The sequence below is a fragment of the Azomonas agilis genome (assembly GCF_007830255.1).
Classification (GTDB): Bacteria; Pseudomonadota; Gammaproteobacteria; order Pseudomonadales; family Pseudomonadaceae; genus Azomonas; species Azomonas agilis.
Map to the genome: position 1 here is coordinate 269,631 of NZ_VLKG01000004.1, position 25,106 is coordinate 294,736.

22 protein-coding genes and 1 pseudogene are annotated in these 25,106 nt (G+C 51.6%); 11 read left to right on the forward strand and 12 right to left on the reverse strand.

Annotated features, from left to right (window positions below):
* Nucleotide 1: 1 nt before the first annotated feature.
* Complete coding sequence (gene hcaF / locus LX59_RS07545; RefSeq protein ID WP_144571234.1) at nucleotides 2-568, reverse strand: 3-phenylpropionate/cinnamic acid dioxygenase subunit beta; 567 nt, start codon at nucleotides 566-568, stop codon at nucleotides 2-4.
* Between the two features lie 2 nt (nucleotides 569-570).
* Nucleotides 571-1,929: a 3-phenylpropionate/cinnamic acid dioxygenase subunit alpha gene (hcaE, locus tag LX59_RS07550; protein ID WP_144571235.1), complete on the reverse strand. Its 1,359-nt coding sequence runs from the start codon at nucleotides 1,927-1,929 to the stop codon at nucleotides 571-573.
* A gap of 108 nt (nucleotides 1,930-2,037) precedes the next feature.
* Here hcaE and LX59_RS07555 point away from each other — a divergent pair, with 108 nt between their 5' ends.
* Nucleotides 2,038-2,928 (forward strand): LysR substrate-binding domain-containing protein, encoded by an 891-nt coding sequence (locus LX59_RS07555; protein ID WP_144571236.1) that lies wholly within the window; start codon nucleotides 2,038-2,040, stop codon nucleotides 2,926-2,928.
* Between the two features lie 45 nt (nucleotides 2,929-2,973).
* Here LX59_RS07555 and LX59_RS07560 read toward each other — a convergent pair whose 3' ends face one another.
* The 5 genes from LX59_RS07560 to LX59_RS16230 form a co-directional block, all read right to left on the reverse strand.
* The gene (locus tag LX59_RS07560) at nucleotides 2,974-3,843 is read right to left on the reverse strand and encodes an alpha/beta fold hydrolase (protein WP_144571237.1); all 870 of its coding nucleotides are present in this window, start codon (nucleotides 3,841-3,843) and stop codon (nucleotides 2,974-2,976) included.
* A 97-nt stretch (nucleotides 3,844-3,940) separates the two neighbouring features.
* Nucleotides 3,941-4,492, reverse strand: a complete 552-nt coding sequence (locus tag LX59_RS07565; RefSeq protein ID WP_144571238.1) for a flavin reductase family protein — start codon at nucleotides 4,490-4,492, stop codon at nucleotides 3,941-3,943.
* Nucleotides 4,493-4,539: 47 nt separating this feature from the next.
* Nucleotides 4,540-5,757 (reverse strand): acyl-CoA dehydrogenase family protein, encoded by a 1,218-nt coding sequence (locus LX59_RS07570; protein WP_246118705.1) that lies wholly within the window; start codon nucleotides 5,755-5,757, stop codon nucleotides 4,540-4,542.
* A gap of 59 nt (nucleotides 5,758-5,816) precedes the next feature.
* Entirely contained in the window at nucleotides 5,817-6,746 is a 930-nt protein-coding gene (locus LX59_RS07575) for a 3-carboxyethylcatechol 2,3-dioxygenase (protein WP_144571268.1), read from the reverse strand.
* Between the two features lie 303 nt (nucleotides 6,747-7,049).
* Nucleotides 7,050-7,181 carry an IS3 family transposase gene (locus tag LX59_RS16230; RefSeq protein WP_144571239.1) on the reverse strand — a complete coding sequence of 44 codons (132 nt, stop codon included), beginning with the start codon at nucleotides 7,179-7,181 and terminating at the stop codon, nucleotides 7,050-7,052.
* 300 nt (nucleotides 7,182-7,481) lie between these two features.
* Here LX59_RS16230 and LX59_RS07585 point away from each other — a divergent pair, with 300 nt between their 5' ends.
* Both LX59_RS07585 and trfA read left to right on the forward strand, forming a co-directional pair.
* Nucleotides 7,482-7,724, forward strand: coding sequence for a helix-turn-helix domain-containing protein (locus LX59_RS07585; RefSeq protein ID WP_211354834.1), 243 nt, complete (start codon nucleotides 7,482-7,484; stop codon nucleotides 7,722-7,724).
* Nucleotides 7,725-7,766: 42 nt separating this feature from the next.
* Nucleotides 7,767-8,960, forward strand: coding sequence for a plasmid replication initiator TrfA (gene trfA / locus LX59_RS07590; RefSeq protein WP_144571240.1), 1,194 nt, complete (start codon nucleotides 7,767-7,769; stop codon nucleotides 8,958-8,960).
* Between the two features lie 93 nt (nucleotides 8,961-9,053).
* On the opposite strand, the gene LX59_RS07595 is transcribed toward trfA, so the two are convergent.
* The gene (locus LX59_RS07595) at nucleotides 9,054-10,088 is read right to left on the reverse strand and encodes a TerC/Alx family metal homeostasis membrane protein (protein ID WP_144571241.1); all 1,035 of its coding nucleotides are present in this window, start codon (nucleotides 10,086-10,088) and stop codon (nucleotides 9,054-9,056) included.
* 302 nt (nucleotides 10,089-10,390) lie between these two features.
* Here LX59_RS07595 and LX59_RS15920 point away from each other — a divergent pair.
* A pseudogene (locus tag LX59_RS15920) lies at nucleotides 10,391-10,587 on the forward strand (transposase); the annotation flags it as partial.
* Nucleotides 10,588-10,602: 15 nt separating this feature from the next.
* Here LX59_RS15920 and LX59_RS07600 read toward each other — a convergent pair.
* The 3 genes from LX59_RS07600 to azu form a co-directional block, all read right to left on the reverse strand.
* Nucleotides 10,603-11,796: a hypothetical protein gene (locus LX59_RS07600; protein ID WP_144571242.1), complete on the reverse strand. Its 1,194-nt coding sequence runs from the start codon at nucleotides 11,794-11,796 to the stop codon at nucleotides 10,603-10,605.
* Nucleotides 11,797-11,813: 17 nt separating this feature from the next.
* Nucleotides 11,814-13,532: a gamma-glutamyltransferase gene (ggt, locus tag LX59_RS07605; protein ID WP_144571243.1), complete on the reverse strand. Its 1,719-nt coding sequence runs from the start codon at nucleotides 13,530-13,532 to the stop codon at nucleotides 11,814-11,816.
* 136 nt (nucleotides 13,533-13,668) lie between these two features.
* Nucleotides 13,669-14,118, reverse strand: coding sequence for an azurin (azu, locus tag LX59_RS07610; protein ID WP_144571244.1), 450 nt, complete (start codon nucleotides 14,116-14,118; stop codon nucleotides 13,669-13,671).
* Between the two features lie 155 nt (nucleotides 14,119-14,273).
* Between azu and pvdP the strand changes: the two genes are divergently transcribed.
* The 5 genes from pvdP (at nucleotide 14,274) to LX59_RS07635 (ending at nucleotide 20,494) form a co-directional block, all read left to right on the forward strand.
* On the forward strand, nucleotides 14,274-15,887 hold the full coding sequence (gene pvdP / locus LX59_RS07615) for a pyoverdine maturation tyrosinase PvdP (protein WP_170234348.1): 1,614 nt from the start codon (nucleotides 14,274-14,276) through the stop codon (nucleotides 15,885-15,887).
* A 140-nt stretch (nucleotides 15,888-16,027) separates the two neighbouring features.
* A complete protein-coding gene (locus LX59_RS07620) occupies nucleotides 16,028-17,452 on the forward strand; it encodes a UbiA family prenyltransferase (protein WP_281284838.1) in 1,425 nt (474 codons plus the stop codon).
* Complete coding sequence (locus tag LX59_RS07625; RefSeq protein WP_144571246.1) at nucleotides 17,449-18,762, forward strand: FAD-binding oxidoreductase; 1,314 nt, start codon at nucleotides 17,449-17,451, stop codon at nucleotides 18,760-18,762. The genes LX59_RS07620 and LX59_RS07625 overlap by 4 nt, the downstream gene beginning before the upstream one ends.
* Nucleotides 18,759-19,499: an SDR family oxidoreductase gene (locus tag LX59_RS07630; RefSeq protein WP_144571247.1), complete on the forward strand. Its 741-nt coding sequence runs from the start codon at nucleotides 18,759-18,761 to the stop codon at nucleotides 19,497-19,499. Before LX59_RS07625 ends, LX59_RS07630 begins: the two co-directional genes overlap by 4 nt.
* A 32-nt stretch (nucleotides 19,500-19,531) precedes the next feature.
* On the forward strand, nucleotides 19,532-20,494 hold the full coding sequence (locus LX59_RS07635; protein ID WP_144571248.1) for a lysylphosphatidylglycerol synthase transmembrane domain-containing protein: 963 nt from the start codon (nucleotides 19,532-19,534) through the stop codon (nucleotides 20,492-20,494).
* Between the two features lie 108 nt (nucleotides 20,495-20,602).
* Here LX59_RS07635 and LX59_RS07640 read toward each other — a convergent pair whose 3' ends face one another.
* Nucleotides 20,603-21,604 carry a FecR family protein gene (locus LX59_RS07640; protein WP_144571249.1) on the reverse strand — a complete coding sequence of 334 codons (1,002 nt, stop codon included), beginning with the start codon at nucleotides 21,602-21,604 and terminating at the stop codon, nucleotides 20,603-20,605.
* Between the two features lie 128 nt (nucleotides 21,605-21,732).
* On the opposite strand from LX59_RS07640, the gene LX59_RS07645 reads away from it, so the two are divergent.
* A complete protein-coding gene (locus LX59_RS07645; protein WP_144571250.1) occupies nucleotides 21,733-22,221 on the forward strand; it encodes a sigma-70 family RNA polymerase sigma factor in 489 nt (162 codons plus the stop codon).
* Nucleotides 22,222-22,518: 297 nt separating this feature from the next.
* On the forward strand, nucleotides 22,519-24,813 hold the full coding sequence (gene pvdQ / locus LX59_RS07650) for a bifunctional acylase PvdQ (RefSeq protein ID WP_144571251.1): 2,295 nt from the start codon (nucleotides 22,519-22,521) through the stop codon (nucleotides 24,811-24,813).
* Nucleotides 24,814-25,106 lie beyond the last annotated feature (293 nt).

Sequence of the window (25,106 nt, forward strand, 5' to 3'; positions counted from 1 at the left end):
ATCAGAACAGGATGCTGATGTTGGGCGCTTGCAGCACAAACTCATCTAAAGCCAATTCGCGGCTATAGACTTCCCAGCCCGCACCATTGGAGGTACGGCGCAGCTTGTCTTGGCAGGTGCCGACAAAGCTGTAAATGTCTTGTTGCTTACTGGCGCGGTGGATCAGGTAGTTGCAGCTCAGCTCCACCGTCTGGGCATCGTGCTTAAGGATGCGCACGTTGCTGACAAAATGCCGTGTGCGGGAGGGCGGCTCTTCTGACCAGGCCATGCCGGTTTCCAAACGCGCGACCCGACGTTCTAACTGGAATTTATCCTCGTTAAAAATGTAGGTCAGCGGTGGCTGAACGCTGCGACGGCGATCACGGGTCAAGGCTTGGGTGTTGGTGAGCAGCACGTAACTAATGTCGTCTGCAATCAACTCTAACCATTCCCGAAAGCGCCATTCATCCAGCAAGGCGGCCTCCAGATACAGGAACTGCTCAATTTCGTAGTGCAGGGCCTGAGGGGCAATGACTGAGGGCTGTGCTGTGGGGCGTAGTGGTTCTAGTACAGTGGCTTGTTCGCTCATGATTACACTCCTTCCTGCTGGTCAGCAGCCGACAGATCGTTGATTTCACTCCAGTTTTCAGCCGACATCATGTTGGCCCAGTGCTGGTAAAAGCCCCGTGCAGCAGTTTCGGCAAAGGTGTAGTTGGTCAGCCCGGGAATACCGTCTTGGCGGCGTTCTTCAAAGCCCATCCCCATCTGGATGCAAAACTCAGCTTGGCGGGCCTTGTAACCGCGCAGGACTTTTTGGACTTCGACCCAGTTTTCCGAATCGTCTTGCTCCAAGAATCCAGCAGGGCCGAAGGCGCGGGCATGGCTGCGGATCAAGGCATCTTTAACCTCAACCGGCGCATCGCGGTCGCAAATACAGAAGGCCCAAACCTCAATTTTGTTCGGCCCTTTGGGGTGCCAAATACGCAAGGTTTGCGTGCCATTGAGCCAAGACAGCGTGGGGAAAAGGGTGTTGTGTCCCGCCAGACGCAGGGCACGGACTTTGCCAAGCCGTTGTTCGGCTTCTGGGTAGGTGTCGCGGAAGTAACTAGAAACTTCCCCATCAACCCAAACGTTGGCATCGGGTTTTTCGGTGAAGAAGAAGGCACTGCCATGGCCATTACCGGAAAACTGCACCCCACCCAAGGCATCGGCCCATACGGGACGTGGCGTTTGTCCCTCACCCAGCGGCTTACCGTCGGCCTTGTTGGCGGGGCTGGCTTGCAGCACCTGTACCGCCGAAGCATGGGTATAGGGTGCGTGGTACTGGTCGCTACAGAACTGTTCGGCGGCCAGCTTCCAGTTACATTCGATGGTCCACTTATGGATACCGCCGACCACTTCGGTACCGCCTTCCCGACGATCAAGGAAGCCGTCCAGATACCAGGCCATGTCACCCATGTAATCCTCTAGGGCGGGCGCGTTGGCATCCCAGTTACCAAACACCAAGCCTTTGTACAGGGTGATGCGTGGTACGCGGGTCAGTCCCCAACGGGATTTATCGAGCTTATTACGGTAGGCCTCTTCTTCCAGCGGCACGGAGGTCAAACCGCCGTCCAAGCCAAAGGCCCAACCGTGATAAGCACAGGTAAAGGCTTTGGTATTACCGCTGTCGGCATGGCACAGACGCATGCCCCGGTGACGACACTGGTTTAGGTAGGCTTCGACGCTGCCGTCTTTCTGGCGTACCACCACAACCGGGTCTTCGCCCATAAAGGTGGTAAAGAAATCACCGGCTTTAGGGATCAGGCTTTCATGGGCCAGAAACAACCAGCTACGACCAAACACCCGTTCCAGTTCCAACTGGTAAATGGCCTCATCGGTGTAGATCTCGGGGGTAACTTGCCCATTTTTGGCATCAACCATCGGGCGAACCTGAAGTTTATCGTCCATTGGATTTCCTTCTTGTGATTGTTATTAGCGTGGACACACGATGGAAGATCAGGGGCCATAAGTGAAATACTTATTAACTGTCACAGTAATAGGAATAACGTCTTAATCATGGAACTTAGGCATCTACGCTACTTCATCGCCGTGGCGGAAACGCTGAATTTCACACGGGCGGCTGAGCGCCTACATACGGCACAACCTTCGTTAAGCCAGCAGATTAAAGATCTTGAAGATGAGTTGGGTACAAGCCTATTGACCCGCTCTAAACGGCGGGTTGAGCTCACGCCTGCCGGGACGGTATTTCTTAATGAAGCCCGCTTGGTGCTGGCTCAGGCGGAGCGGGCTATACTCTTGGCACGACAAGCAGCACAGCTTAATGCCTCACAGTTCAGTATCGGTTTTGTACCCAGTGCTGAGATTAAAATCTTCCCCCATGTGCTACCTACCATGCGGGCGCAATATCCCAATCTTGAATTAAATTTTCACAGTTTAACCACCGCTGAGCAGATCAAAGCCTTAGTCAAAAAAACGATTGATGTCGCTTTTTTACGTCCCCCCATAGAGCATCCCGACCTCAGTAGTGAGGCTATCATGACTGAACCTTTGGTGTTGGTGATGCCGGCTGATCATCCACTAAGCCAGTGTCAACGGATTCTCCCGGAACACCTCATGGATACCGACTTTATCCAGATCAATGCTCAACAAGCGGGGCAGTCTTTGTACAACAGCATCCAAGATTGGCTTCAGCGCCATCATTTGGATGTACGGGTTACTCAAGAGGTGCACAACGTGCTGACCTTGCTGACGCTCATCAGCATGGGAGGAGGGGTATCACTGTTGCCTGATTACGCTGAACAGATGCTCTTTCGCAACATTGCTACACGCCATCTGGAAGATGAAGCACCACCCAGTACCACCTTATTGATGGCATGGCGCACAGCAGATACATCAATGAGTAATCAGTTTTTTCGGGGATTGGTACGCGAGCTGGTGGGATTATGAGGATGCTGTTTTTATCAAACAGCATCCTCCCCACACATTCAGGAATCAGTGCTGGAAGAAGTCCAATACCATACGGTTGAACTTATCCGCATGTTCCCACTGAGCCCAATGGCCGCAGCGATTGAAAATGTGCAGTTCGGCGTTTTGCATCCCCCAGAGCAAACGCAACCCTACATCCATAGGGACAAAACGGTCATCACGCCCCCAAATAATCAAAGCTGGCGCAGCAATTTCGCCCAAACGTGGGCCATAATCGGTGAATTGCTTAGGATTGGCGGCTAAGCTTTTCACAAAATTGTCCAAGTGCTTTTGTTGACTGAGCATGTTGTCGAGGCGGGTTTGGAACAACTCCTCCGTCAAACTGCTGCTGTCAAACACAAATACCTTCATCATCTGCTTGAGGTTATTGATCGTGGGATCACGATACAAACCCTGAAGCAGCTTGATGCCCTCCGTCGGCATAGGAACAAACTGACTGGGGCCGCCAGTTCCGCCCCCCATCAGCACAAGCTTGCCGATGCGTTGCGGATTCGCTAAGGCAAAGGCAACCGCACTGTGGGCTCCCATGGAGTTCCCGATCAAATGCACCTGCTCTAAATTCAAGGCGTTCAATAGGCCTTTGAGGGCGTTGGCATTCAGATCTGAGCGCGATCCGCTACACACGATGGGATCGCTTTTACTCCAACCGGGGCAATCCATCAAAATGACTCGGTAACCCGCATTTACCAAGGGCTCAAGGTTACGGTTGAAGTTAGCCCAGCCACTGGCTCCAGGCCCAGAACCGTGCAGCATGACAATGGTTTCTGGGCCTTCGCCCATATCGTTGTAATGCAGTTGTAAATCTAAATCGGCTTCTCGGATGCGTACCAAACGGCTGGTGGCGGCCTCTGTCAGACTGTGGGTTTGGGCTGTCATGGTTTGTTCCTTTCTTGTTCTAAAATCCGGATGGACAAAAACCCTCTGGAGCACGACTTGACGCACACCAGAGGGTCTATAGGCTTAACAGCGGAAATTAAGCGGCCGCAATGCGCCGGAAGGCACCGTTCATATAAACCAAGGGCTCGCCACCGTGTTCGCTGGTGGCCAAAACCTCACACAAAAACGCATGATGGGTGCTTTCATCGAAGACCTTCACCACCCGACAATCGAAGTTGGTTAAAGCGCCGTCCAATACCGGAACACCTGTTGTCAAAGTGCGCCATTGGCCGTGCTCAAAGCGCTCCTCACCATGAACGCCCTCAACCATGCCAGCAAAGACCTTGGCTTGGTGCTCTTGCTCGCTGGAGAGGACATTCACACACAGAGCACCACTGTTCAGAATGGATTGGCTGGCGGCTACTTTCTTGTTCACAAATACCACCAACCGGGGTGGATCTGCGGTCACAGAGCACACGGCTGTTGCAGTCAAGCCCGAGCGCTCTTCTTCATCCTGGGTCGTGATGATGCTCACCCCAACAGCGAAGTTACGCATGCCATAACGATGGTCGTCGGCGCTAACCATGGGGATTGATGCCAAGTGACCGTTGGGGGCCCAATCCAGCAGCTGATTGATGTCTTTTGTCATGTTCTTTACTCCCAAACCTAACCCGTGGATGCTTTGAGAAGACCGGCTTAAACCTTCACACCGAAGGGGTTAGCAGCAGGCAAGGGATTACCCAACAACTGGCCACCCAACAGATCGCCGATGTTGTCTTGATTCTGGGTGATGTGGTTTGCACCTACCAAGATGTCGCGCATTTGGCGTTGCAGTGGGCTGCTTACCCAAATGCCACGGGTAGAAGTCTTTTTGAACAGCATATGAGCCGCATCAAAGCACTCCCCTCCGGTGAACTGGTTAGTGGCAAAGTGACGGACACGCACCTCTAAAGGCACCAATTTACCCTTTGAGGTGAAACTCCATGCCTCGTCGGTATTTTGCAAAATGCGGGCAGCCGCGCCCAAAATTTTGGCTGAAGCCTCGCCCAAACGGTTCTTAATGAAGGGGTCTTGCGTAGCGGAGCCAATCGCCTGATTGATGTTTTGGCGTGGCATCATGTGCTCAATGTAGAGATCCACCATGCCCCGTGCCATGCCCACAATCACGGAAGAAACAGCAGCATAAAACACATAGAAAAAGGGCATTTTGTACAGATTATTGACCTGACCATGTGAGCCTTCATCGTAGGCACCGATAACATGGCTGCGATAGCTGGGAATAAATACGTCTTTAATGACCAGCTTCTTACTGCCTGTACCCGCCAACCCCACCACAAACCAGTCGTCTACAATTTCAAAGTCTTCCGCCTTAATCCAGAATGACCGGAAAACAACTTCCCCATGCTCGGAAACTCGTCCGCCGACAAAAGCGCCTCCGGCCGCGTGATCGCAGCCACTGGAGGTCAACCATTCGCCATTTAAGCGATAGCCACCTTCTACCGCAGTGACGGTACCAAAAGGCGCATAGGAAGAAGACACCAAGGTCGTATTATCTATGCCCCACAATTCATCTCCGCAGCGGGAGTCCAGCAAACCTACTTCAAACGGATGCACACCCAGTACCATGACATTCCAAGCACTGGAAGGGCAGCCACGAGCCAGCTCCATTAATACTTTATTCAGTACATTGGGGCTCATCTCATAACCGCCCCAACGCTTAGGCTGTAAAATTTTAAAAAAACCCGCTTCTTTAAAGGCTTGAATACTGTCATGCGGAACCATACGTGCTTGTTCAACCGCATCAGCTTTTTCACGCAGCCAAGGAATCATAGCTTCCGCACGAGCAACTAACTCAGCCTCTGTGGGTGCTTGATGTTCAATGGGTGTTTGAATATTCAGATTCAGATTGCTCATCTTCAAAACCTCTGCGCAAAACGCATTGTTATATTTATTAAAACCAGCCAAGGACTCAGTTATTCAGCACTCAGTACACCGTACCCAGCAATCCATTCATTAATGGGTCTGTAATAATCTTGGCGGGCGGAATAAGGTTTTTTAACAGCAGCTAATGCAGAGAATGTGGCAACCCAAGTACGAATTTCATGGGTTGAGCGCCCCGCTGTTTTTGAAATTTCTTCTATTTTGAAATCATCAATTTCATCCAACTGACCTTGAACCAGTAAATCCATAAAATACTGATCCCAGTCTGTATTTAACGGAGTTAAATTAGACTCTGATGTCCCGTAAATTTTACCAGCCGCAATAGTGCGGGCTTGTCGCGCTGCTCTTGCTTCAGGTGTTGGATTACGGCCAGCAATTAAAAAGTTAGCAATATCATCCGGAGCACCGGATAACAAAGGTACAGGAGGCTCGTGGGAAAGACCGCCCGTTCCAAGGATTAGAACACGTTTATTTAACTGAGCCAAAAATTGGCCTACTGCTTCACCCAACTTACGAATACGCCGATATGGGCCAAAAGGTGGAGCTACTGAGTTGATAATAATTGGAATCACGGGATACTTTGTTAAACTACCGGTCATTTCCTCCAGTGTTTGAGTACAACCGTGATCCACTTGTAAGCGATGAGAGATGGCAATATCTAAATCTTTATCTAATATAAAGCGCGCCATTTCCAAAGCCAATTCTTTGGGAACAGACAGCGCCCCAAGCAGCGTTTTATAATCGCCTACAGAATCTGCTGCCGTTGCAATAACAAAGGGTGGCATTAGATCGTAAAATAATCCGTTATAATGATCAGGTGCAAAAATCACAATTAGCTCAGGGTCAAAATGCTCAACCTCGGCACGTGCTTTTGCAATAACACTATCTACTTCTGCTACAACATGCGACCCAGGATCATTTAACCCCCTGAGTGGAGTATGAGATAAACATTTTATTTTGATATTGGACACTTTGAGCACCTTTTTTATAGCTTTAACTAAGTACTGTCTTCCGAGGCCAATCCTATTTTCCAAGCCATTTTGAAATAAAGTTTTATCGTATTCCGAGTGCACCTAATGCACATTGTGTACTCAATGCACATGAGAACCTTGCCTAGAGTTTGCTGTAAATTGGGCGTTTCTAAGATCAGAGGTTGAGATCCTCTGTAAGCCTGTAATGATCCACTACAAAACCGCTAAGAAAGAGATTTAAGTATGGAGTGTGGCTTGTCTTGCATACTCAACGCACTATGCGGTCTTACTTGGTTATAGAGGCTTTTTGTGCCTCTTGATCCGAACCTTTAATCCTTCCTCAGTATAGATTCGATAGGTGCGTTTTCTGTTCACCACCAGTCCCTCTGCCTTAACCAGCTCATGGACTAACAGTTGAGCGCTCAACGACCAAGGCTTTTAACTGAGACTGCAACGGCTCATCTTCTTTAGGCTTAGCTTTTGTAGCATCCTTTAGCTTAGGCAAAATGCGTGAAACAACTAACGTGGCTTTCTGATAGGATGATTGGCATAGCTGAGAAAAACCCATCACATTTCACCCCCAACAACGTGTTTTCAAAAGCGTTTACGCATTTCATTTATCACTTTAAAATCACCAAAACCTTGCCTAATACCTCTTGGCATGACTGAGTATAGAATTTAAACTTTAAGTGCTGAACCGCACTTAATAACACAGTAAGTACCTCAATGATTGAACGTAAATACATCACCGCTAGACAATGTGCTGCCGCCCGCATGCTTTTAAACTGGACCCAAACCGATTTGGCTGAAGCTTCTGGAGCCTCTAAACGAGCGATCAGTGACTTTGAAACCGGGAAGAGTGCTCCCCGTCGTGTGACGCTTGATGCTATTGAAGCTGCTTTTATTGTTGCAGGTTTACGCATTCTTGAGTCGGGTGGTGTCGACTTTGATGCTGTGGATGAAGAATGAAAATTAGGTCGTAGACTCCGATATTGAAGCCAAGGTTTCTAAATGAAGGATGAGAGCTCTGTAAAGCACGGGGGCTTGGCAGCTCGGGTTGCAGCCATTGCGAAAAAAAATACGCATAAACTGAAGACTGAAAAATCAAAACAACAGAGTCTTGCTGCAGCTCTTCAACGCGAACAAGAACAACAAATCCCTAACACTCCTCCTCAAATACCTTTGCAGCTCCCGCTGTTTCCGCAAGATAAATCCGCAATGCCACATAAATGGACAAGATCTAGCTTGTTTATGTCGGTAGCTGCGGGGGGAAAATCTAATCTGAGTCGCCCTAAATACGTAAAAACGCGCCTTGCCAGTCGCAACGATTTGACCCTCTTTTACACGGGTGAGCAGTTGGATATGGCAGACAATGATGTATTTTTGCATGCCATTCGTTTAGCTCAGGGACAAGCCGCTGGCGCACCCATTTATTTTGTGCGTAGTCAGTTTCTTGAGGCAATTGGTAGAACGACGGGCACTTCGGGATATAAGTGGTTAAAGGATTCTTTACAACGCTTAGCTTCTGCAACCTTGTTTATTGAAAATGCGGATGGGGATGGAAAGATGTTTCGGCTGATTAAAGAACTCAGTTGGAAGCGTCAAAACGAAGAGTTTTGGTTATCTCTTGATTCAGAAATTGTACAGTTTTTTGGCAAACACGAGTTGGCTCACATTGATTTCCAAGCTCGATTAGAATTAAGAGCTCCTTTGGCTAAATGGCTGCAAAACTATGCATCAGGGCATCGTTCTGGAGATTGGCATCATGTTTCTGTTGAAAATCTCCGAGTTTGGAGCGGTAGTGGTGAAATGCGAAATTTTATGGGAAAAGGCCGAGGCCTTCCTAAAGCGCTAGAGGAGCTTGTGGCCACCAATATCATTGAAGAATATGAGTTTTACGAAACTAAAACCTTAGGGCGCTACGAAAAAATGGTTAAGTGGTGGCGGCCCAGTGATTTTGGTAAATGGCTGCGAAATTACACGCTTGCCCAGCCTGCGGGTTGGTATCAGGTTGATGTAGATGAGTTATTGAGTTTGAGCCAATACCGGACATTGAAGTCTTTTTTAGCTGTAGGCAGGGGGCTAAGAAAGGCACTGAGTGAACTGGAAAAATCACTGATTATTGATCAGTCCGAAATTTATTATGAAACTACAGAGGACAATAATAAGCTACTTCGAGTACGTTGGCTGAAATTAGATAGATAGTATTTATTAAGTTAGCCCTACCAAGCTAGGCTTAAATGGGGCTAACTATATTCAAATAAACTGAATCATCCTCGTTTTTAAAGGGGAATAAATTTAGCTTTGATGGGTTTCAGTATTTTCTTTTTCAGGGAATATAACGCTGGCCACAATACCAATCACCAGTACCGTGATCACAATAACTAAACTGGTATTGGGGCTAATACTAATACCGTGATGGAATAGGTGATTAGTTGCATTAAGAGCTAATTTACCTGCGATGAAAAACAACAGAACAATCACCGCTTTTTCTAAATGTACCAGGTAGCGCTTGAGTGCTTCGAGGACAAAATACAAAGTACGCAGCCCCAAGATGGCAAACAGCATGGCGGAATAGACAATCAGAGGTTCACGACTGACTGCGATGACCGCGGGAACTGAGTCAAACGCAAATAGAATATCGGAGAACTCAATCATTACTAAGCATAAAAAGAGCGGCGTGGCAAAAATAGCACCCTTAGTTGCTAGAGAAAATTCTTGGTTCTCTGGTTTTTGTACTTCGACTTCAAGTTTTTCGCGGCTTACAAAAAAGTTATGACCGTAGAGTTTTGGCCAAACGGGGAACAGCTTATGGGCGAAACGATAGGCCATGTGCTGAGAGTAGTCGATTTCGGCATCTTTGCTTTCGTCGCTTTTGAGCATCATGACGGCAGTCCAAGCCACAATCAGGGAAAATAGGATCTCAACCCAAGGACCAAAAGCCAGCAGACTGGTACCAATGGCGACGAAAATACCACGGAATACGATAGCGCCCATGATGCCCCAGTATAGGACACGGTGGCGAAGGCCATCGGGTACCTTAAACCAAGCAAAAATCGCCATGAAAACGAATAGGTTGTCTACACTCAGAACTTTTTCTAGGGCATAGCCGGTTAAGAATAAGCTAGCGATTTCTGAACCGTGATGGATGTATAAAAATCCTGCAAAAGCTAATGAAATAGCTACCCAAAACACGGACCAAATAGAGGCTCCTAGCAGGGTGATAGGTTTATCATCACGGTGAGTCAGAATGTCTAGCAGCAAAGCCCCTAGAGCAATGCCCGCAAATACCAAGGTAGTAAGTGGTGGAAATCCAAGATGAGTTGCTTCCACAATTGGTTCCTTAAGGCTCGAAGTTATTTAAAATAAAATCCTTATACATTGGCGGTAACAAGCCACCCAGTCCTTTTCAGCATCGCAGATTACCTATATAGGTAATCGTATCCTCGACTTTTCTACTCTGGTAACTCTGTTTCAAAGCTTAAGTGCAGGTAATCTAAACATTAAATGAGATGCTTCTGTTATTGAAATTGTGTTTCTTGAAACATCAAGCATGGATCTGACCTATCCGCCAAAATTAGCACCATGAGCTTGACGAGATTTCCATTTAACCTGTGAGCGATGGAGATCTTGATATGAACAAGTGTTATAGCGAAGAACAAATCATCAAGGCGATTAAGGCGCATGAAGCAGAGGCTAAGGTTAATAACCTCTGTCGTAGGCTCGGAGTTACCTGCGGCACATTTACAACGGGCACCGCAAGTACGCAGGACTGGAAGTTAATGAGGCCCAACCTTTGAAAGACCTCGAGGCCGAAAACAACAAGCCCAAATGTGACCTCTGGGAGTTATAGGCTGTAGATCCAGTTGAGATTTCTATAGCTCAAGTGCGACGTGAGGGGGCCTAGGGCCAGTCCAAATCCTATGGCGAAAATAATGAACCATCGGTACTGATAAATGACTTTGGTTATTGCCGCCGCGAGCACTGGATCTCGCATTATCAATGTCAGGGAAATGGCAGTATTGCTGATGGTAATACTCCACCAGCGTGTGTAGTCCGTAGCGATCAGATACAGAGCTAAAGGCGACGCGGAACAGGCCAGTAAGAAGGATTCGTAGGAGATCCATTTGATATGGCTTGATAGTGCCTTCAGTATTTTTATACCTATGAAAAATATGGGGATTAATCCAAGCAGCATGTTGATATGAAATTTTAGATAAAGAGTACTGAGTACTGTGTTCGCGGTTTCCGAAGCGTTTCCCTGTAGTGTATTAAACAAAATTCTAACGGCATCCATGTTGATAGGCTGCGTCGTTGCCAGAAGATGCTCGTAGTATTTCTGTAGAGAGATTCTGGAGTCGGGATTGCTCGTACCAATGAAGATCACTTCGGCTAGGAGTAAGACGAAAACGATCAGAATCAGGCTGCTGTCGGAACTCACTATTTTGGGCTTGTTGGTGTAAAACCAAATTCCGATAAGCAGAGGAACGAACATCACGAAACTGGCTTCGTGAATGGGAATGATCAGGCAGCCTGCAAACAAGATGGCAAGTACACCGACCTTGGCCGAACCTTTGAGGATTGCAAGGATGCCGATAATGGCGATCAGATAATTGATGTTGTCCAGAAATCCTGCGGCTTGCGCGAAGTGCGGGATAATCAACGGATGGCAGATGAAGAAGAGGGCGAGAAGGAAGGCGGCCGTGCTCTGTTTGCAATAAGACAGTACGGATTGTGATAAGAGCCAGAACAAGGCGATGCAGGCACTGAGGGCAAAGAAAAAGGCCGCGATCATGTAGAACTCAGGGCTGGGTACATACCCGAATGCCTTGAGTAAACCGCCGACCAGACCTCTTCTGACAAGGCCAAAGTCATAGTTCAATACCCACTGCGTATACACCCACTCATCGAAATGATGCTCGTAGGAGGTAAAAAATACGACTACGAAGACTAGAAGCAAGATGTGAAATTTCTGCTTGTAGTTCTCTGAATACTCCTGATCCAACCAGTGACTGCTAGGCGATAGATTTTCTGCTGACATTCGATATCTCCAGTGTTCTAGCGAAGGGAATGTTGCTGAGTGGGTGCAGACTGTGCTGGCACGATTTCGGCCGTCCCCATACCGCGTGGGTCGCTGGCACCTTCAACCTGTCCAGTCAGCTTGTCCCAGTGAATGGATTGCTGGTTGCCATAGGTCGCTACCTGTTTTAGCTGATGCCCGCGTGCTGCCAGTTCGTCGCGTTCGGCTTGGCTGAACGCATCCGGTTCGTGGCTGATCACATCTGGTAGGTACTGGTGGTGGTAGCGCGGTAGGCTTACCCAACGCGAAGCCGGTTCGCCTTGTAAGTATGCGAGTGACGAAATCAGAATCATGCTAGGAATCTGGCTGCCTCCGGGCGTACCGAAGGTAACGAAGCTCTGATCAGATTCGATAAAGCTGGGCGCCATGCTGGAGAGGGGCCGCTTGCCTCCGGCTAAGGCGTTGGCGGCAGTGCCTTGGAGCCCGTAGGCATTGCTGCCACCGACATCAATGGCGAAATCATCCATTTCGTTGTTCAGTAATATGCCCGTGCCTGGGACGGTAAAGGCAGCTCCGAACATGCTGTTGAGCGAAAGGGTAGCGGCGACCGCGTTGCCTTGCGCATCCAGTACCGTGAAGTGGGTCGTGTGATCGCCTTCGCGCCAAGATTGCGCAGGCGGCAGGCTGTTGCTCGGTGTGGCGCGGTTAGGATCAATACTATTGGCTTGCTGCTTCAGATAATCCGCAGCGGTTAGTTGCTTTAGCGGTATCTGGACGAAATCTGGATCCCCCAGCACACCTCGGTCACGATAGGCGCGCCGTAGTGTTTCCACTATGTAGTGAGTGCGCTGCGCTGTCTCGGCCGCCTGCCAAGGCAGTGATTGCAGCATGCCGAGGCTTTGTACTAGAATCAGGCCGCCAGCCGAAGGCGGTGGGGCGCTGATCAGTTCAGCGCCGTTTGGCAATTTCTGGCGCAGGGGTTCCCGCTCAACGACCTGATATGCACTCAGGTCTTCTAAAGTCCAAGATCCACCCCTGTTTTGCACGCCATCGACCAGCGTTTTGGCCAGCTCATCGTTATAAAACCCCTCATGGCCGTGGTCTGCTAGGCGTTGCAGGCTGGAGGCCAACTCTGGATATTTTATCCGTTGTCCTTGGGCCGGTATTTCCCCATTGATGAGAAATAACTGCGCGCTGCCTAGATCCCGGCGTAAAGCTTCCAACCTATGGCCCGCCCACTTGCGATAATGCTCGTCGATCTCGACTCCATCGCGGGCCAGACGGATAGCGGGCTCTAGGCTCGTAGCGATGGGCAGGCGGCCGTACTGTTCGGACAGCTTAACCATAGCCGCAGGCTGGCCCGGTATGGCACTCGCCAGAGCGCCATCGACCGATAGGTCGGCCTGTATTTTGCCGTCGCGCCTGTAGTGTTCTGGCGTGATGCCCAGAGGAGCCCGCTCACGGGCATCAAGAAAACGATATTGCGGTGTCGTTCCCGCTGTACGCAGTAGGAAGAAGCCTCCGCCTCCCAAACCAGATCCGTAGGGCTCCACCACCGCCAGTACCCCGGCAATGGCAACGGCGGCATCGAATGCATTACCACCGGCTTCAATGATTTGGCGGCCGGCTGCGGTGGCCAAGGGGTGAGGGGTAGTGATTACATTGTGTGCAGGGGTATCGGCTTGTGCTTTGAGCGTCAGTGCCCACAGAGCAAGGGCTAGCAGCGGCCATTTTGGGGTGGCACGGTTTGTATTCATAGAGCTTCCTGTGAATGCACCTTCTTCGGCCATAACACCGCCGACTCTGGGGGAGAACGAACCAAGTGGTTGAGAATTTATGGCAGGTTGCACGACCTTTCCCGCAGCAGAGGCATCAATGCTGGCGGTCTTGGGGTTATGTGCCGAACTTAAGGCGGCCTTTCATCAGCACAGAGTGAGCGGGGAAGGAACAGAAGAACTGGTAATCCCCATCTGCGTTCAGCGTTGCGGTATCAAGGGTCACGCTGTCTTCTTCACCGCCGCCCAGCAGGCGGGTATAGGCAATGACACGGGGATCGTTGGACTTCAGGTAGCCCTGTTCGAGTCCGGCGGCGATGCCATCAGCGAGGATGGCCTGCATGTTACGGGTTTCGCTCAACACCCAGTTGTGTCCCATGACCTCCTTGGGCAAGGTGCCGGGATGTTTCAGGGTGATAGTGAAATGCTTGCAGCTAGCAGGCACGATGATCTCATCCTTATCGAACATCATCTGGTCGGTGCCGCGAATATCGGTGGAGCAATTGTCGGCTGACCAAGCAAAGCCGGGAAGGGTAAGGCCAAGGACTAAAAGTAGAGCACGCTGCATGGAATCTCCGCGGGGCTAAGTTCAAAAGTCCAGCTAAACAAACGATCGGGGGCCGCTTGGCTTTAGGTTTTGACGCCACGGATGCATAAATTCTGGGCTAACGCATTCGTTCTCGTAGCATGCGCTCAGGGGAGCGGACAAGCGGACAGGTACAGATGAAGTGTTCTCGGCGTGGGTTGCTGGCGGGTGCTGCAGCAATGGCTGCAACGGCAGGGGGGATAGGCTTGTCCATCGCGGGGTACCGGCGTTATCAAGCGATGGAAGCAGCCGCGCTGAACGAGGAGCCTACCATCAATCCACCCAGTCTCGGGCAGAACTTGTTGGCCGGGCGATTGGTTGGTATTTGGGATTTTCGTTTGCTGGATGGGCAACAGGATTTTGCGGATTTCTCCGGTGAAGGGCTGGAGCTGCTGCTGGACGTAGGCCCATTTGGCCGGGCCGTGCGTGGACATCTCGGGCGTAGGCCTTTTCTCGCCGGTGGTTTCGAGCTCTTTGGTGAGCTTTCGACCGATAAGGGAGCCAATTTACGCTGGAAGCTGGTCAACAGCGCTGGGCAAGCCTATGAATGCTCAGCAATCTTTGACGAGATTTGGGGTATTTCGAGTATCGGTGGTGGCGAGGCAACGCTCAGCGGCACAGTACGCCGGCAGGGTAGTCAGCCCGGTTGGTCAGCGGCACAGGCCAAGTTCTTGGCTAAGCGGCGTCCCTTCATTCCCGCTCGGGAGCGGCTCCCCGCCTACCATCCGGAGCTGCATGCTTGGCTGATTTCTCCTAGGCATCGTCTGTACCATCAGCTCTGGCATGCCAGTCGCGACCGTTGGCATCGTCTCGATAACGACCGTCGTCAGTCGCTGCGCGGATTGGATTGGCAGCCGGGGCCGCTGGGCAAGGAGCGGGATGCCCGAGGCAAGCAGCGGCACAGCAATGGTTCCGGCGAGGATTTTTTGTTTATGCATCGGCAGATGCTAAGACATGCCCGCAGCTTTCAACCCTTGCTGTCTTGGAAACGCTTGCCACCTCCTAGGCCGTTTATCGGTCATGGTATCCAAGCATTTGTGGATTACGTGGAAAACAAAGATGGCTATTCGGTGCCACCGGCTTGGGAGTCACCGGGTGACGATGCCTTCAATCAATGGCTTAGGAATGTGAAGAGCAGTGAGGGTTTTTATGGTAATTTCCAGTTGTGGGAAGCGCAGTATCAGAATCCAGAATATCTGGCCACCCTATGCTTAGGAGAGTTGGGTAGCCGCATCGAGTTGGGTGTGCATGACTGGCTGCATATGTGCTGGGCAGCGGTGAGGCGTGATCCAAACAGTCAGTACCCTTTGATCTACGATCGGGCCCCTAACGATTTTTCCGAACGTTGGTTCCGGGCCGAAAATGACTATCTGGCTGATGCCTTTTCATCCCATGTAAGTCCTGTGTTCTGGGCTTTCCACGGCTGGATTGACGATCGACTTGAGGACTGGTTTCAGGCCCATGAGCAAGCCCATCCGGGTGAGGTTCAGCGCCGGGAAATCGAGGGTGTACCTTGGTTCGCCAAGGGTCGTTGGGTTGAGATCGACAAGCCTTGGCTTGGGCCAGAACAGGCCGGTTGTGGTGCTTGGGGACGTAGCAATGGTGGTGGCGGAGACTTGGACATTGAGACCATGAAGCTGGCCTTGCATCTCATCCATGATGCCGATGAAGAAGCTAGGCGTTTAGCCGGGCGCGTTCCACGGCGGCCTTGGTACGGTCGTCACCTACCACCGGGGCCCAGTCAGAGTTGAAGGGGGTCATCCGTTCCGACCGCTTTGTTGATTGCTGGATGAACCCTATCCGTATCGGTAAAGAATTTCACAGCGACATCGTTCATGGGAAAAGGCATTCGAGCTTGGCTATCGGATGCTCTCCTTATGAGGACAGGAATGTGGCTGAACTCCCGCTAGTAATTGATTTAGACGGAACTTTGCTCCGCTCTGACATGTTGCACGAGGCCAGTCTTCGTTTTGCCAAACGCAGCCCGTGGCGTATTGCTTCGCTGTTTGGCTGGCTGGCTCGTGGCAAGGCGTACTTGAAGGAACAACTGGCCCGACAAACGCCCTTTGACGTGGAGCATCTTCCCTACAACCCAGAAGTGATGGAGTTGATAGAGCAGCATCGTTTACGGGGTACACCGGTGGTGCTGGCAACGGCGACCCATCGGCTGCACGCGGAAAAGATCGCTGCTCATCTACAGGTCTTCGATCGGGTATTCGCTACGGAGCATGATTGCAACCTCGGCGCAGAAGCCAAGCGTGACCTGTTGGTACGCGAGTACGGAGAAAAAGGCTTCGATTATGTCGGCAATGCCCACGCAGATCTGTCCGTATGGGCCTCGGCCAACCGCGCTTATGTGGTACAGCCACATTCGGGGGTGGAGCGCAGGGCCAAAGCATTAGGCAACGTCGCGCAAGTGTTCAAAAGCGCCGACCATCCGCTGAAAAACTGGTTAAAGGCCCTTCGGTTGCATCAATGGCTGAAGAATCTGCTGCTGTTCATACCGCTCTTTGCCGCCCATCTGGCTGATGATCCACAAAAGCTTGGGCAAGTGGTTATTGCGTTCCTGCTGTTTGGGTTATGCGCTTCCAGTGTGTACATCCTCAATGACCTGCTGGATATTGATGATGACCGTCGCCATCCGCGTAAGTGCATGCGTCCCTTTGCTGCCGGGAAGCTCTCCATCGGCTCAGGGCTGTTGGCTTTCCCTATCTTACTCTCAGTAGCTTTTGTCGGTGCTTGGCTGCTGTTGCCGCCTTTGTTCAGCGGGGCGATGCTCGCTTACTACCTCTTGACCCTAGCCTATTCTTTGGGGTTGAAGCGAGTCATGGTGGTTGATGTCATCACCTTGGGCTTGCTGTATACCCTGAGAATCATCGCTGGAGCTTTTGTCCTCGATTTACAGCCTACCTTCTGGATACTGGCATTCTCTCTGTTTATCTTTCTGAGTTTGGCCCTGATCAAGCGTTATGCAGAGCTTCGTGAGGCCCGAGAGCTGGGTAAGATGGGACGGGCATCGGGAAGAGACTACTTTCCTGCAGACCTAGAGATGATATCGTCCATCGGTACAGCCTCTGGCTATCTCTCAGTTTTGATACTGGCGTTGTATATTCAGGAAATATCCCAAACCGCACTTTATCGCTATCCAGTGATTATTTGGTTTGCCTGTCCCTTGCTGTTGTTCTGGATCAGTCGGGCTTGGTTCTTGACCCATCGTGGTTTGATGCATGACGACCCTGTAGTGTTCGCGGCGAAGGATCGTATCAGTTTGATCACTGGAGCTCTGTTTGCGCTGGTCTTTTGGCTGGCCGCATGAAGACACTTGGATCTTGGGGACGTTATCCATATTCCCCGCAGCAGCCAATTCCTTGCCACTGGCGTCAACAGGTCGCCGAGCAAGGGCTAGCATGGAGGGATTGTCAGGCCGTCGGACTGCCTTACGGCAACGGGCGCAGTTATGGCGATAGCTGTCTCGCCAGTAGCGACCAAGTGCTGTATATGCGTCCGCTGGCGCGCTTCATTGAGGCTGATTGGCAGCAGGGTCTTGTTACAGTGGAAGCGGGCATGACCCTCGGGGAGCTGCTCCAGTGCAGTATCGCCAAGGGCTGGTTCCTGCCGGTTACACCGGGTACTCGCTTGGCCACCGTAGGCGGTGCGATTGCTAATGACGTACATGGCAAAAACCACCATGTGCAGGGCACCTTTGGCCGCCATGTCGATGGGATCGAACTGGTTCGCACTGACCTAGGCTTGGTTCAGTGCAGCCCCACGGCGCATGCCGAACTGTTCAATGCCACCCTGGGGGGCTTGGGTTTAACGGGTGTTATTGTCGCGGCAACCTTGCGCCTGCGGCGCATAGCTTCCAGCAAGATCCGCCTACAGCAGATACGCTTCGACAATCTGCGAGAATACTTTGCCATCAGCCGTGAGCTGGATATTCGCCATGAATACAATGTCGCTTGGGTAGACTGCCTAGCGCCACTGTCACAAATTGGACGGGGCGTATTTTTGGCGGGCGATCACCATGATCAAGCACCCTGCAAGCCTAGGCCAGTTACCACGGTACGCATTCCCATCACTCCACCGATCCCTCTTTTTAATCAGCTGACGCTCAGGGCGCTTAACAGTCTCTACTTCCGTTGCAAAGGCACTCGTCCGGAGCGTCTGCAAGATTACGATGCTTTTTTTTACCCCTTGGATCGCTTGCTCGAATGGAACCGTATTTATGGCCCTTGGGGGTTTCAGCAGTACCAGTGCGTTATCCCTCACGGGGATGCTGAAGAAGCCGTAGGCGAGCTGCTTGCGACCATCCGCCGCCATAACGAAGGGTCCTTTCTTGCCGTCCTGAAGAACTGCGGGGATATGCCGTCACCGGGACTGCTGTCCTTTCCCATGCCGGGTGTGTCTCTAGCCCTAGATTTTCCCCAGCGCGGGGAACGTACTCGAAAGCTGTTCTTGATACTCGACCACATTGTGCGAGACGCGGGAGGGCGCTTGTATCCGGCTAAGGATGCCCACATGAGCGGCGATGATTTCAGAGCAGCCTACCCCGCTTGGGAGCGGCTAGAAAACCTGCGTGATCCGGCCCTCCTTTCCCAATTTTGGCAACGAGTGACTTTACAATGAATAACATCCTGATTATTGGCGGTACTTCCGCCATCGCTACCGCCTGTGCTCGCCTGTGGGCGGAACAGCACAGTCGTTTTATGCTGGTTGGCCGTAATGCGGAAAAGTTGCAGCAAACTGCCGCCGATCTGCAAGCGCGAGGGGCTACCGAGGTACAGACCCATATTCTGGATCTGGACGACCTCGATGGACACGCAGCGATGCTGGAGAGAACCCAGCAGCTCTTGCAGAGGATAGATATTGCTCTAGTCGCCCACGGCAGTCTGCCAGATCAGCCCATGTGTGAGCGGGACCCCGACTATGCAGTGCGCGCCTTCACCAGCAACGGCCTCAACGTGATCGCCCTGCTGACCCGACTGGGCAACCTGATGGAGGTGCAGGGAGGCGGCAGTATTGCGGTAATCTCCTCAGTGGCCGGAGAGCGTGGCAGGCCCAGCAATTATCTGTACGGCAGCGCCAAGGCCGCCGTCAGCGTCTTTTGCAGCGGACTGCGCGCGCGATTATTCAAGTCGAATGTCCATCTATTGACGATCAAACCCGGATTTGTCGATACGCCCATGACGCAAGGCTTGGCGTTACCGGGCCTGCTGCTCGCCCAGCCAGATAGGGTGGCTCGGGATATTCTTTCAGCCCTGCAAAAACGTCGCTTGACGCTTTATACGCCTTGGTTTTGGGCTCCCATCATGGCGGTCATAAAATCCATTCCTGAATTCGCTTTCAAACGGCTTTCACTGTAAGTCGTCATTTCCCTTTTTTGAGTTGAGTTTTTATGGAACCTAGAGCAGCGGATGCTGAACATCGTGGCTGGGTTTACCGCGCCGCGATTTATTCCACCATTGTGTCGGCACTGGGCTATCTTGCGTTTTCTCTTTGGGGCGGTTGGCGAGAGGTTGTAGACGCGCTGGGCAGAGTTGGCCTAGTAGGATTGTGCTTCGCCCTTGGCATGTCAGTGTTTAACTATGTCCTGCGTTTTCTGCGTTGGCAGTGTTATCTGGAAGCATTAGGTCATACGCTGGCTTGGCGACCCAGCTTTAGAGTTTACTTGGCCGGCTTTGCCCTCTCGGCAACCCCCGGGAAAATTGGTGAAACCATTCGCAGTGGGCTACTCAAGCGCCACGGCGTTCCCTACAGCAGAAGCCTAGCTGCCTTGCTGAGCGAGCGTCTCTCCGACCTGTTGGCCATTACCGGTCTGGTCACTATTGGCCTCGGCCACTATCCGCAAACTCGTTCCATAGCCATGATAGGATTAGCCATCATCCTATCCACCCTGTTTCTGTTGTCTCAGTACCGCTTGATTAGGCAGGTATTGTATTGGTTAAGAGGGCGGCACGGTCGGTTCGTGGAGTTATCACGTCATACACTAATCATGCTGCTTGATGCGCGGCGTTGTCACACGCCCCTATTATTGCTCAGTAGCTCACTGCTGAGCCTTGCCGGTTGGGGCGCAGAGGCATTGGCCTTCCATTTTCTTTTGCATTGGCTCGGGGCTGATGTATCGCTTGGGTTTTCTGTCTTCGTTTACGCTGCCTCTACTTTAGCTGGAGCGATCAGCTTTATGCCGGGCGGACTGGGGGGTACGGAGGCGGTGATGATTGCTCTGTTACTGACCAATGGCGTACCACAGGCCGATGCCATTGCCGTCACGCTGGTTATTCGTCTGACCACCCTGTGGTTTGCTGTTGGTATTGGTGCGATCGCGTTGAGCTACACGGACGAAATGAGAAAAAACTGAACGGTTTGCTTGGTTTGGGCTAAAAGATGGTCGCGGATGCTGGTATAGATCCTGCGCGTTGTGCCTAGGGGCGGCGGGCTCAATGATGAACGTTAGGATATTTAATCTTTATAGTGAAGCGTGGCAGCTTTTGATTAATAGGTGTCCCGCTGCTCTGCTGATTTGTATGGGGAGTACCTGTGGCAGGATATCGACGATGCCTGCAAGCTCTTGGGTATTGTAGATACCACCAATACGTAAGTTAGCAACGCTACTGTCGGCTAGCTCTAATGGTGTATCTAAATAGCGGTTGATTAAGGGTAGTGCTTGGGCTAGGGATAGGTCGTCAAGAATCAGTTTACCCTCACGCCAAGCTAAGGATTTGCCGGTATCTACCGGGGCGATGTGTGGTTTGGGGTCGCCTTGGCGGTAGCTGGCCTGTAGGCCGGGAGTGATGTTGCTGTCCCCATACTGTGGAGCGGTACGCACACGCACTGAGCCCTCTGTCACTGTTACCACCACGTTGTCTTGGTATCTGAGAATATTGAATTGGGTACCAGTCACGGTGATGCTACTAGTACCAACCTTTACTACGAAGGGGTGATCGCGATCATGTTGAACATGGAAGTAGGCCTCGCCTTTATCGAGTTCAATCTGGCGCTGATCACGGTAATTGGTAAATCTCAGGCGCGTTTCTAGGTTCAGCTCTAAATCGCTGCCATCAGGTAGACTTACCTGTAACAAGCGTTGTTCGGTTTGGTAGTTGTGATAGTCGTTGGGCAGCCAGCCAAGCATCCAGCCACTGTAGCCGGCAATAGGTAGCACTAATAGTAGTACAACAGCAGCCCGCAAGGCCGGACGCCTGCGTCGGCGGACGGGCATGGATGGGCGCGTAACGGGCGTATTACTGTAAGTTGGTGTAGGGGGATTTTGGCGCGGTAAGTGTTCACTAAGCGCCCAGATGTCCAGTATTGCTAGGTACTCCTCCGCATGCCTGGGATCGGCCAGCATCCATTGCTGGAAGGCTTGCCTATCCTCCTCATTGCAGTCTTCTGCATGCAGACGCATGCACCAGTCGGCCGCCTCCTGTAGCAGGGTGTCGTCATCGGGGGATGGTGGCTGAGTATTCATGGGAGTACCAGAGCAAGGATCACGACTTTAACATTGATAAGAATTATAGAATTATTATAAAGTAATAGGGTTATATTCTGCTAGCATAGCCTCCAGAAGCGCTGGTGTGGGGCAGCCGAGGAGCCGTCTTGGAAAACTACTACCGAGAAATTATTCGCTACTTAACTGCGAAGCTAGGAGACGGACATTTGGCTGCGGACGTTACCCAAGATGCTTTTCTGCGCATTTTGGAACGCTCCTCCAGTCGGGAGGATATTATCCAGCCCCGCGCTTTTCTATACCGTACAGCGCTTAACCTAGTTACCGATGAGCACCGTCGAAGCCGTCACCGATGCCGAGAAGACCTCAATGTGCTAGATGGCGAGGAAGGTATCCAAGTACCCTCGCCGCAGCATGTATTGCTTCAAAAAGAGCGTCTCGCTCTACTACAGAGAGCTTTGGCAGAGTTATCTGAACCCTGTCGGCAGGCATTCGTATTGCGTAAGTTAGAGGGGCTTGGGCATGTCGAAATAGCCCAGCACTTGGGCATTTCCAAAGATATGGTAGAAAAACACATTGTTAATGCCATGAAACATTGCCGCATCCGCATGCGTCAGTGGGATGCTGGTCAGCCCTAAATTTTTGCACATCCTCCTCGTTCCATCAGCAGGTAGGCTCGTGGCCCTGCTGGCCACATGGGCGCATTCGAGGATATATGGATATGAAGCAGACTCTCTCCCTTTTTGTTAGCAGCATACCGCAGGATGTTACCAGTACCTAAAGCGTATGGGGCAGCAGATCTGCATTAGCGGCATGCTTCAGTCAATGCTACCGACATGCGCAGAAGAAACTGCCAATTCCTTCTAAATTCTTCCTTATCCGGCACGTGCTTGGTGTGTTAAGTGCGTGTGTGTTCACTTGAGAATCTTTTATTTATGCGCAACTGCCATCGTTATTATGGGCTGAGCAAGGCGTTGCTGTGTGTAGCCTTGCTGTGTGCGGTGCTATCGTCCTACAGTTTATTTGCTCCGTCATTGAAGTCTGCTTTCCAGGCTGATATCCGTTGGACTTCTTATGGCATACCCCATATCAGTGCACAGGATGAGCATGGGTTAGGCTATGGCATAGGTTACGCCTACGCTCGAGATAATGCCTGTTTGTTGGTTGATGAGATCATCACCGTACGTGGCCAGCGTGCTCGTTACTTCGGTAGTGAGGGGCGATCATCGGCACAACTGGATAACCTAACCTCAGATTTTTTCTTCACTTGGCTCAATGACGCGCGGGCGTTGCAGGTGTTCCGCGAAGCTCAACCGCCTGCCATCCAGCAATTACTGGAGGGATATGTAGTCGGTTTCAACCGTTTTCTACGGGAAACTGAGGGCGCTGGGGTCAGTTGTTATGAGCAGCCTTGGTTACAGCCTATTGAGGTTGATGATCTCCTGCGTCTAACCCGCCGTTTGCTGGTCGAGGGTGGATTAGGACAATTTGCCGAAGTGCTGATGAACGCTACTCCGCCCACTCAAGTGGCAACGGTTAATTGGGATGCTCAGATGCTGAGTAGCATCGCTGAGCGGCGCGAGCAGTTTCGTTTCGACAAGGGAAGCAATGCAGTGGCCGTTGGTCACCAGAAAACTCGTGATGGCAAAGGTATGTTGTTGGCCAATCCGCATTTTCCTTGGTCGGGTGGGCTACGCTTCTATCAGATGCATCTGACTATTCCCGGAAAACTGGATGTGATGGGGAGTGCTTTACCGGGCTTGCCCGTGGTTAATATCGGTTTTAACCGTCATCTGGCTTGGACTCACACGGTAGATACGTCCAGCCATTTCACCCTGTACCGCTTGCAGCTTGATCCACAGGATAGTCAGCGCTATCTAGTGGACGGTCAATCGCAACCCTTGCGTAAGAAGACCCTGAGCATTCAGGTACGCAACGATGCAGGCGAGCTATCGACACTGAATCGTGATGTCTACGAGTCCAACCACGGACTTCTACTCCACTGGCCGGGGCTGTTGGAATGGAAAGGCGATCAGGTTTACGCCCTGCGCGATGCTAATTTGGATAACACGCGGGTTTTGCAACAGTGGTACGAAATCGACCGTGCTACCGGCGTTGACAGCTTGCGCCGGACTGTGGAGCGCTTGCAGGGGATTCCTTGGGTCAACACCCTCGCCGTAGATAGGCATGGCCGCACGCTGTACATGAACCAGTCGGTGGTACCCAACCTAACACCGCAGCAGCTACAAGGCTGCTTGATTACGGAGTTAGTACAGCAGGGTCTGCCTGCTTTGCGCGGTGATTCTGCTGCTTGTGATTGGAGTATTGATCCGCGCGCTGTTCAAGCCGGGATCATGCCCCCTGAAGCGCTACCTGTACTTGAGCGCGAAGATTTCGTGCAGAACTCCAACGACAGTGCTTGGATGACCAATCCCAGTGCACCACTGCGCGATTTTTCTCCATTAGCCAGTCGTGATGGAAAGCCATTGAGCTTGCGTGCGCGCTTTGCGCTTGGGCAGCTCGAAGGGACACAGGCTCTGGGGCAAGACGAGCTGATGCGTATGGTCAAGGATAACCGGGTGTATTTGGCTGAGCTACTTCTTGAGGATCTGGCAGAGCTCTGTGCACGCGATCCAGATGAGGAGTTGGCGCGAGCCTGTACGGATTTATTGCGCTGGGATGCTTCCGCCAACATCAATACGGATGTTGGTATGCCCCTGTTTCAGCACTTTGCCGCGCGCTTTTTAAAACTTGGGAATGCTTGGCGGGTCGCATTCGATCCTGACGCGCCATTGACTACTCCGCGTGGCCTTGATCCAGCGGATACACGGATACGTCAAGCGTTGGTCGATGCTGCTCGGGAAGTCTCGGCGTTGGGGGAGGGCAATGATCGTCGCTGGGGTACGCTTCAGGTGGTCAGCCGAGGTGCGGAGCGTTTGGCAATACCGGGTGGCGACGGGAAACTGGGCATTTATAACGCCATCCAAAGTAAGCCGGTGGGGCATCATTTAGAAGTGGTCGGGGGCAGTAGTTACATTCAGCTCGTGAGTTTCTCTGAGTCTGGCCCAATCGCACATGGCGTGCTGGCATTTTCTCAGTCGGCAGATCCAGCGTCACCGCATTTTGCCGATCAGACGCACCTGTTTTCGCAGCAGGATTGGCCGTTGCTGCCCTTCAGTGATGAGCAGGTGAATGCTGATCTACAACAGCAATTGCATATAGCAGAATAGAGGCCGAAGCGTTCGGGTGATCCCCCGCAAAAAGCCGAGCTTTGGCAAACGCTCAGGGGCCAGCGTTTCCAGTTTCTTCAATTGAAAGCCCTTGACATCCTCCCCGCCCTAAAGGACGGGGATTCCCACTACTGGACGGCCATGTCCGACCGCAAGCATGTTCTTAGCCGCGTTAATATCGCGGTCGTGCCTGACACCACAGGCATTGCAGGTTCATTCTCTTATTCCAAGCCCTGCGCTACCGTTCGGCCTCGAATCCGGCAAACAGCCGCAATTCAAGCAGGTTTGGGGGG

Excerpts from the sequence above, each read along its gene's own strand:
- LX59_RS07635 (WP_144571248.1), top strand. The coding sequence starts at position 19,532 with ATGGAACCTAGAGCAGCGGATGCTGAACATCGTGGCTGGGTTTACCGC.
- LX59_RS07560 (WP_144571237.1), bottom strand. The coding sequence starts at position 3,843 with ATGACAGCCCAAACCCACAGTCTGACAGAGGCCGCCACCAGCCGTTTG.
- hcaE (WP_144571235.1), bottom strand. The coding sequence starts at position 1,929 with ATGGACGATAAACTTCAGGTTCGCCCGATGGTTGATGCCAAAAATGGG.
- LX59_RS07625 (WP_144571246.1), top strand. The coding sequence starts at position 17,449 with ATGAAGACACTTGGATCTTGGGGACGTTATCCATATTCCCCGCAGCAG.
- pvdQ (WP_144571251.1), top strand. The coding sequence starts at position 22,519 with ATGCGCAACTGCCATCGTTATTATGGGCTGAGCAAGGCGTTGCTGTGT.
- azu (WP_144571244.1), bottom strand. The coding sequence starts at position 14,118 with ATGCAGCGTGCTCTACTTTTAGTCCTTGGCCTTACCCTTCCCGGCTTT.
- trfA (WP_144571240.1), top strand. The coding sequence starts at position 7,767 with ATGAAGGATGAGAGCTCTGTAAAGCACGGGGGCTTGGCAGCTCGGGTT.
- LX59_RS07565 (WP_144571238.1), bottom strand. The coding sequence starts at position 4,492 with ATGACAAAAGACATCAATCAGCTGCTGGATTGGGCCCCCAACGGTCAC.
- hcaF (WP_144571234.1), bottom strand. The coding sequence starts at position 568 with ATGAGCGAACAAGCCACTGTACTAGAACCACTACGCCCCACAGCACAG.
- LX59_RS07555 (WP_144571236.1), top strand. The coding sequence starts at position 2,038 with ATGGAACTTAGGCATCTACGCTACTTCATCGCCGTGGCGGAAACGCTG.
- ggt (WP_144571243.1), bottom strand. The coding sequence starts at position 13,532 with ATGAATACAAACCGTGCCACCCCAAAATGGCCGCTGCTAGCCCTTGCT.
- pvdP (WP_170234348.1), top strand. The coding sequence starts at position 14,274 with ATGAAGTGTTCTCGGCGTGGGTTGCTGGCGGGTGCTGCAGCAATGGCT.
- LX59_RS07630 (WP_144571247.1), top strand. The coding sequence starts at position 18,759 with ATGAATAACATCCTGATTATTGGCGGTACTTCCGCCATCGCTACCGCC.
- LX59_RS07585 (WP_211354834.1), top strand. The coding sequence starts at position 7,482 with ATGATTGAACGTAAATACATCACCGCTAGACAATGTGCTGCCGCCCGC.
- LX59_RS07570 (WP_246118705.1), bottom strand. The coding sequence starts at position 5,757 with ATGAGCAATCTGAATCTGAATATTCAAACACCCATTGAACATCAAGCA.
- LX59_RS07640 (WP_144571249.1), bottom strand. The coding sequence starts at position 21,604 with ATGAATACTCAGCCACCATCCCCCGATGACGACACCCTGCTACAGGAG.
- LX59_RS07600 (WP_144571242.1), bottom strand. The coding sequence starts at position 11,796 with ATGTCAGCAGAAAATCTATCGCCTAGCAGTCACTGGTTGGATCAGGAG.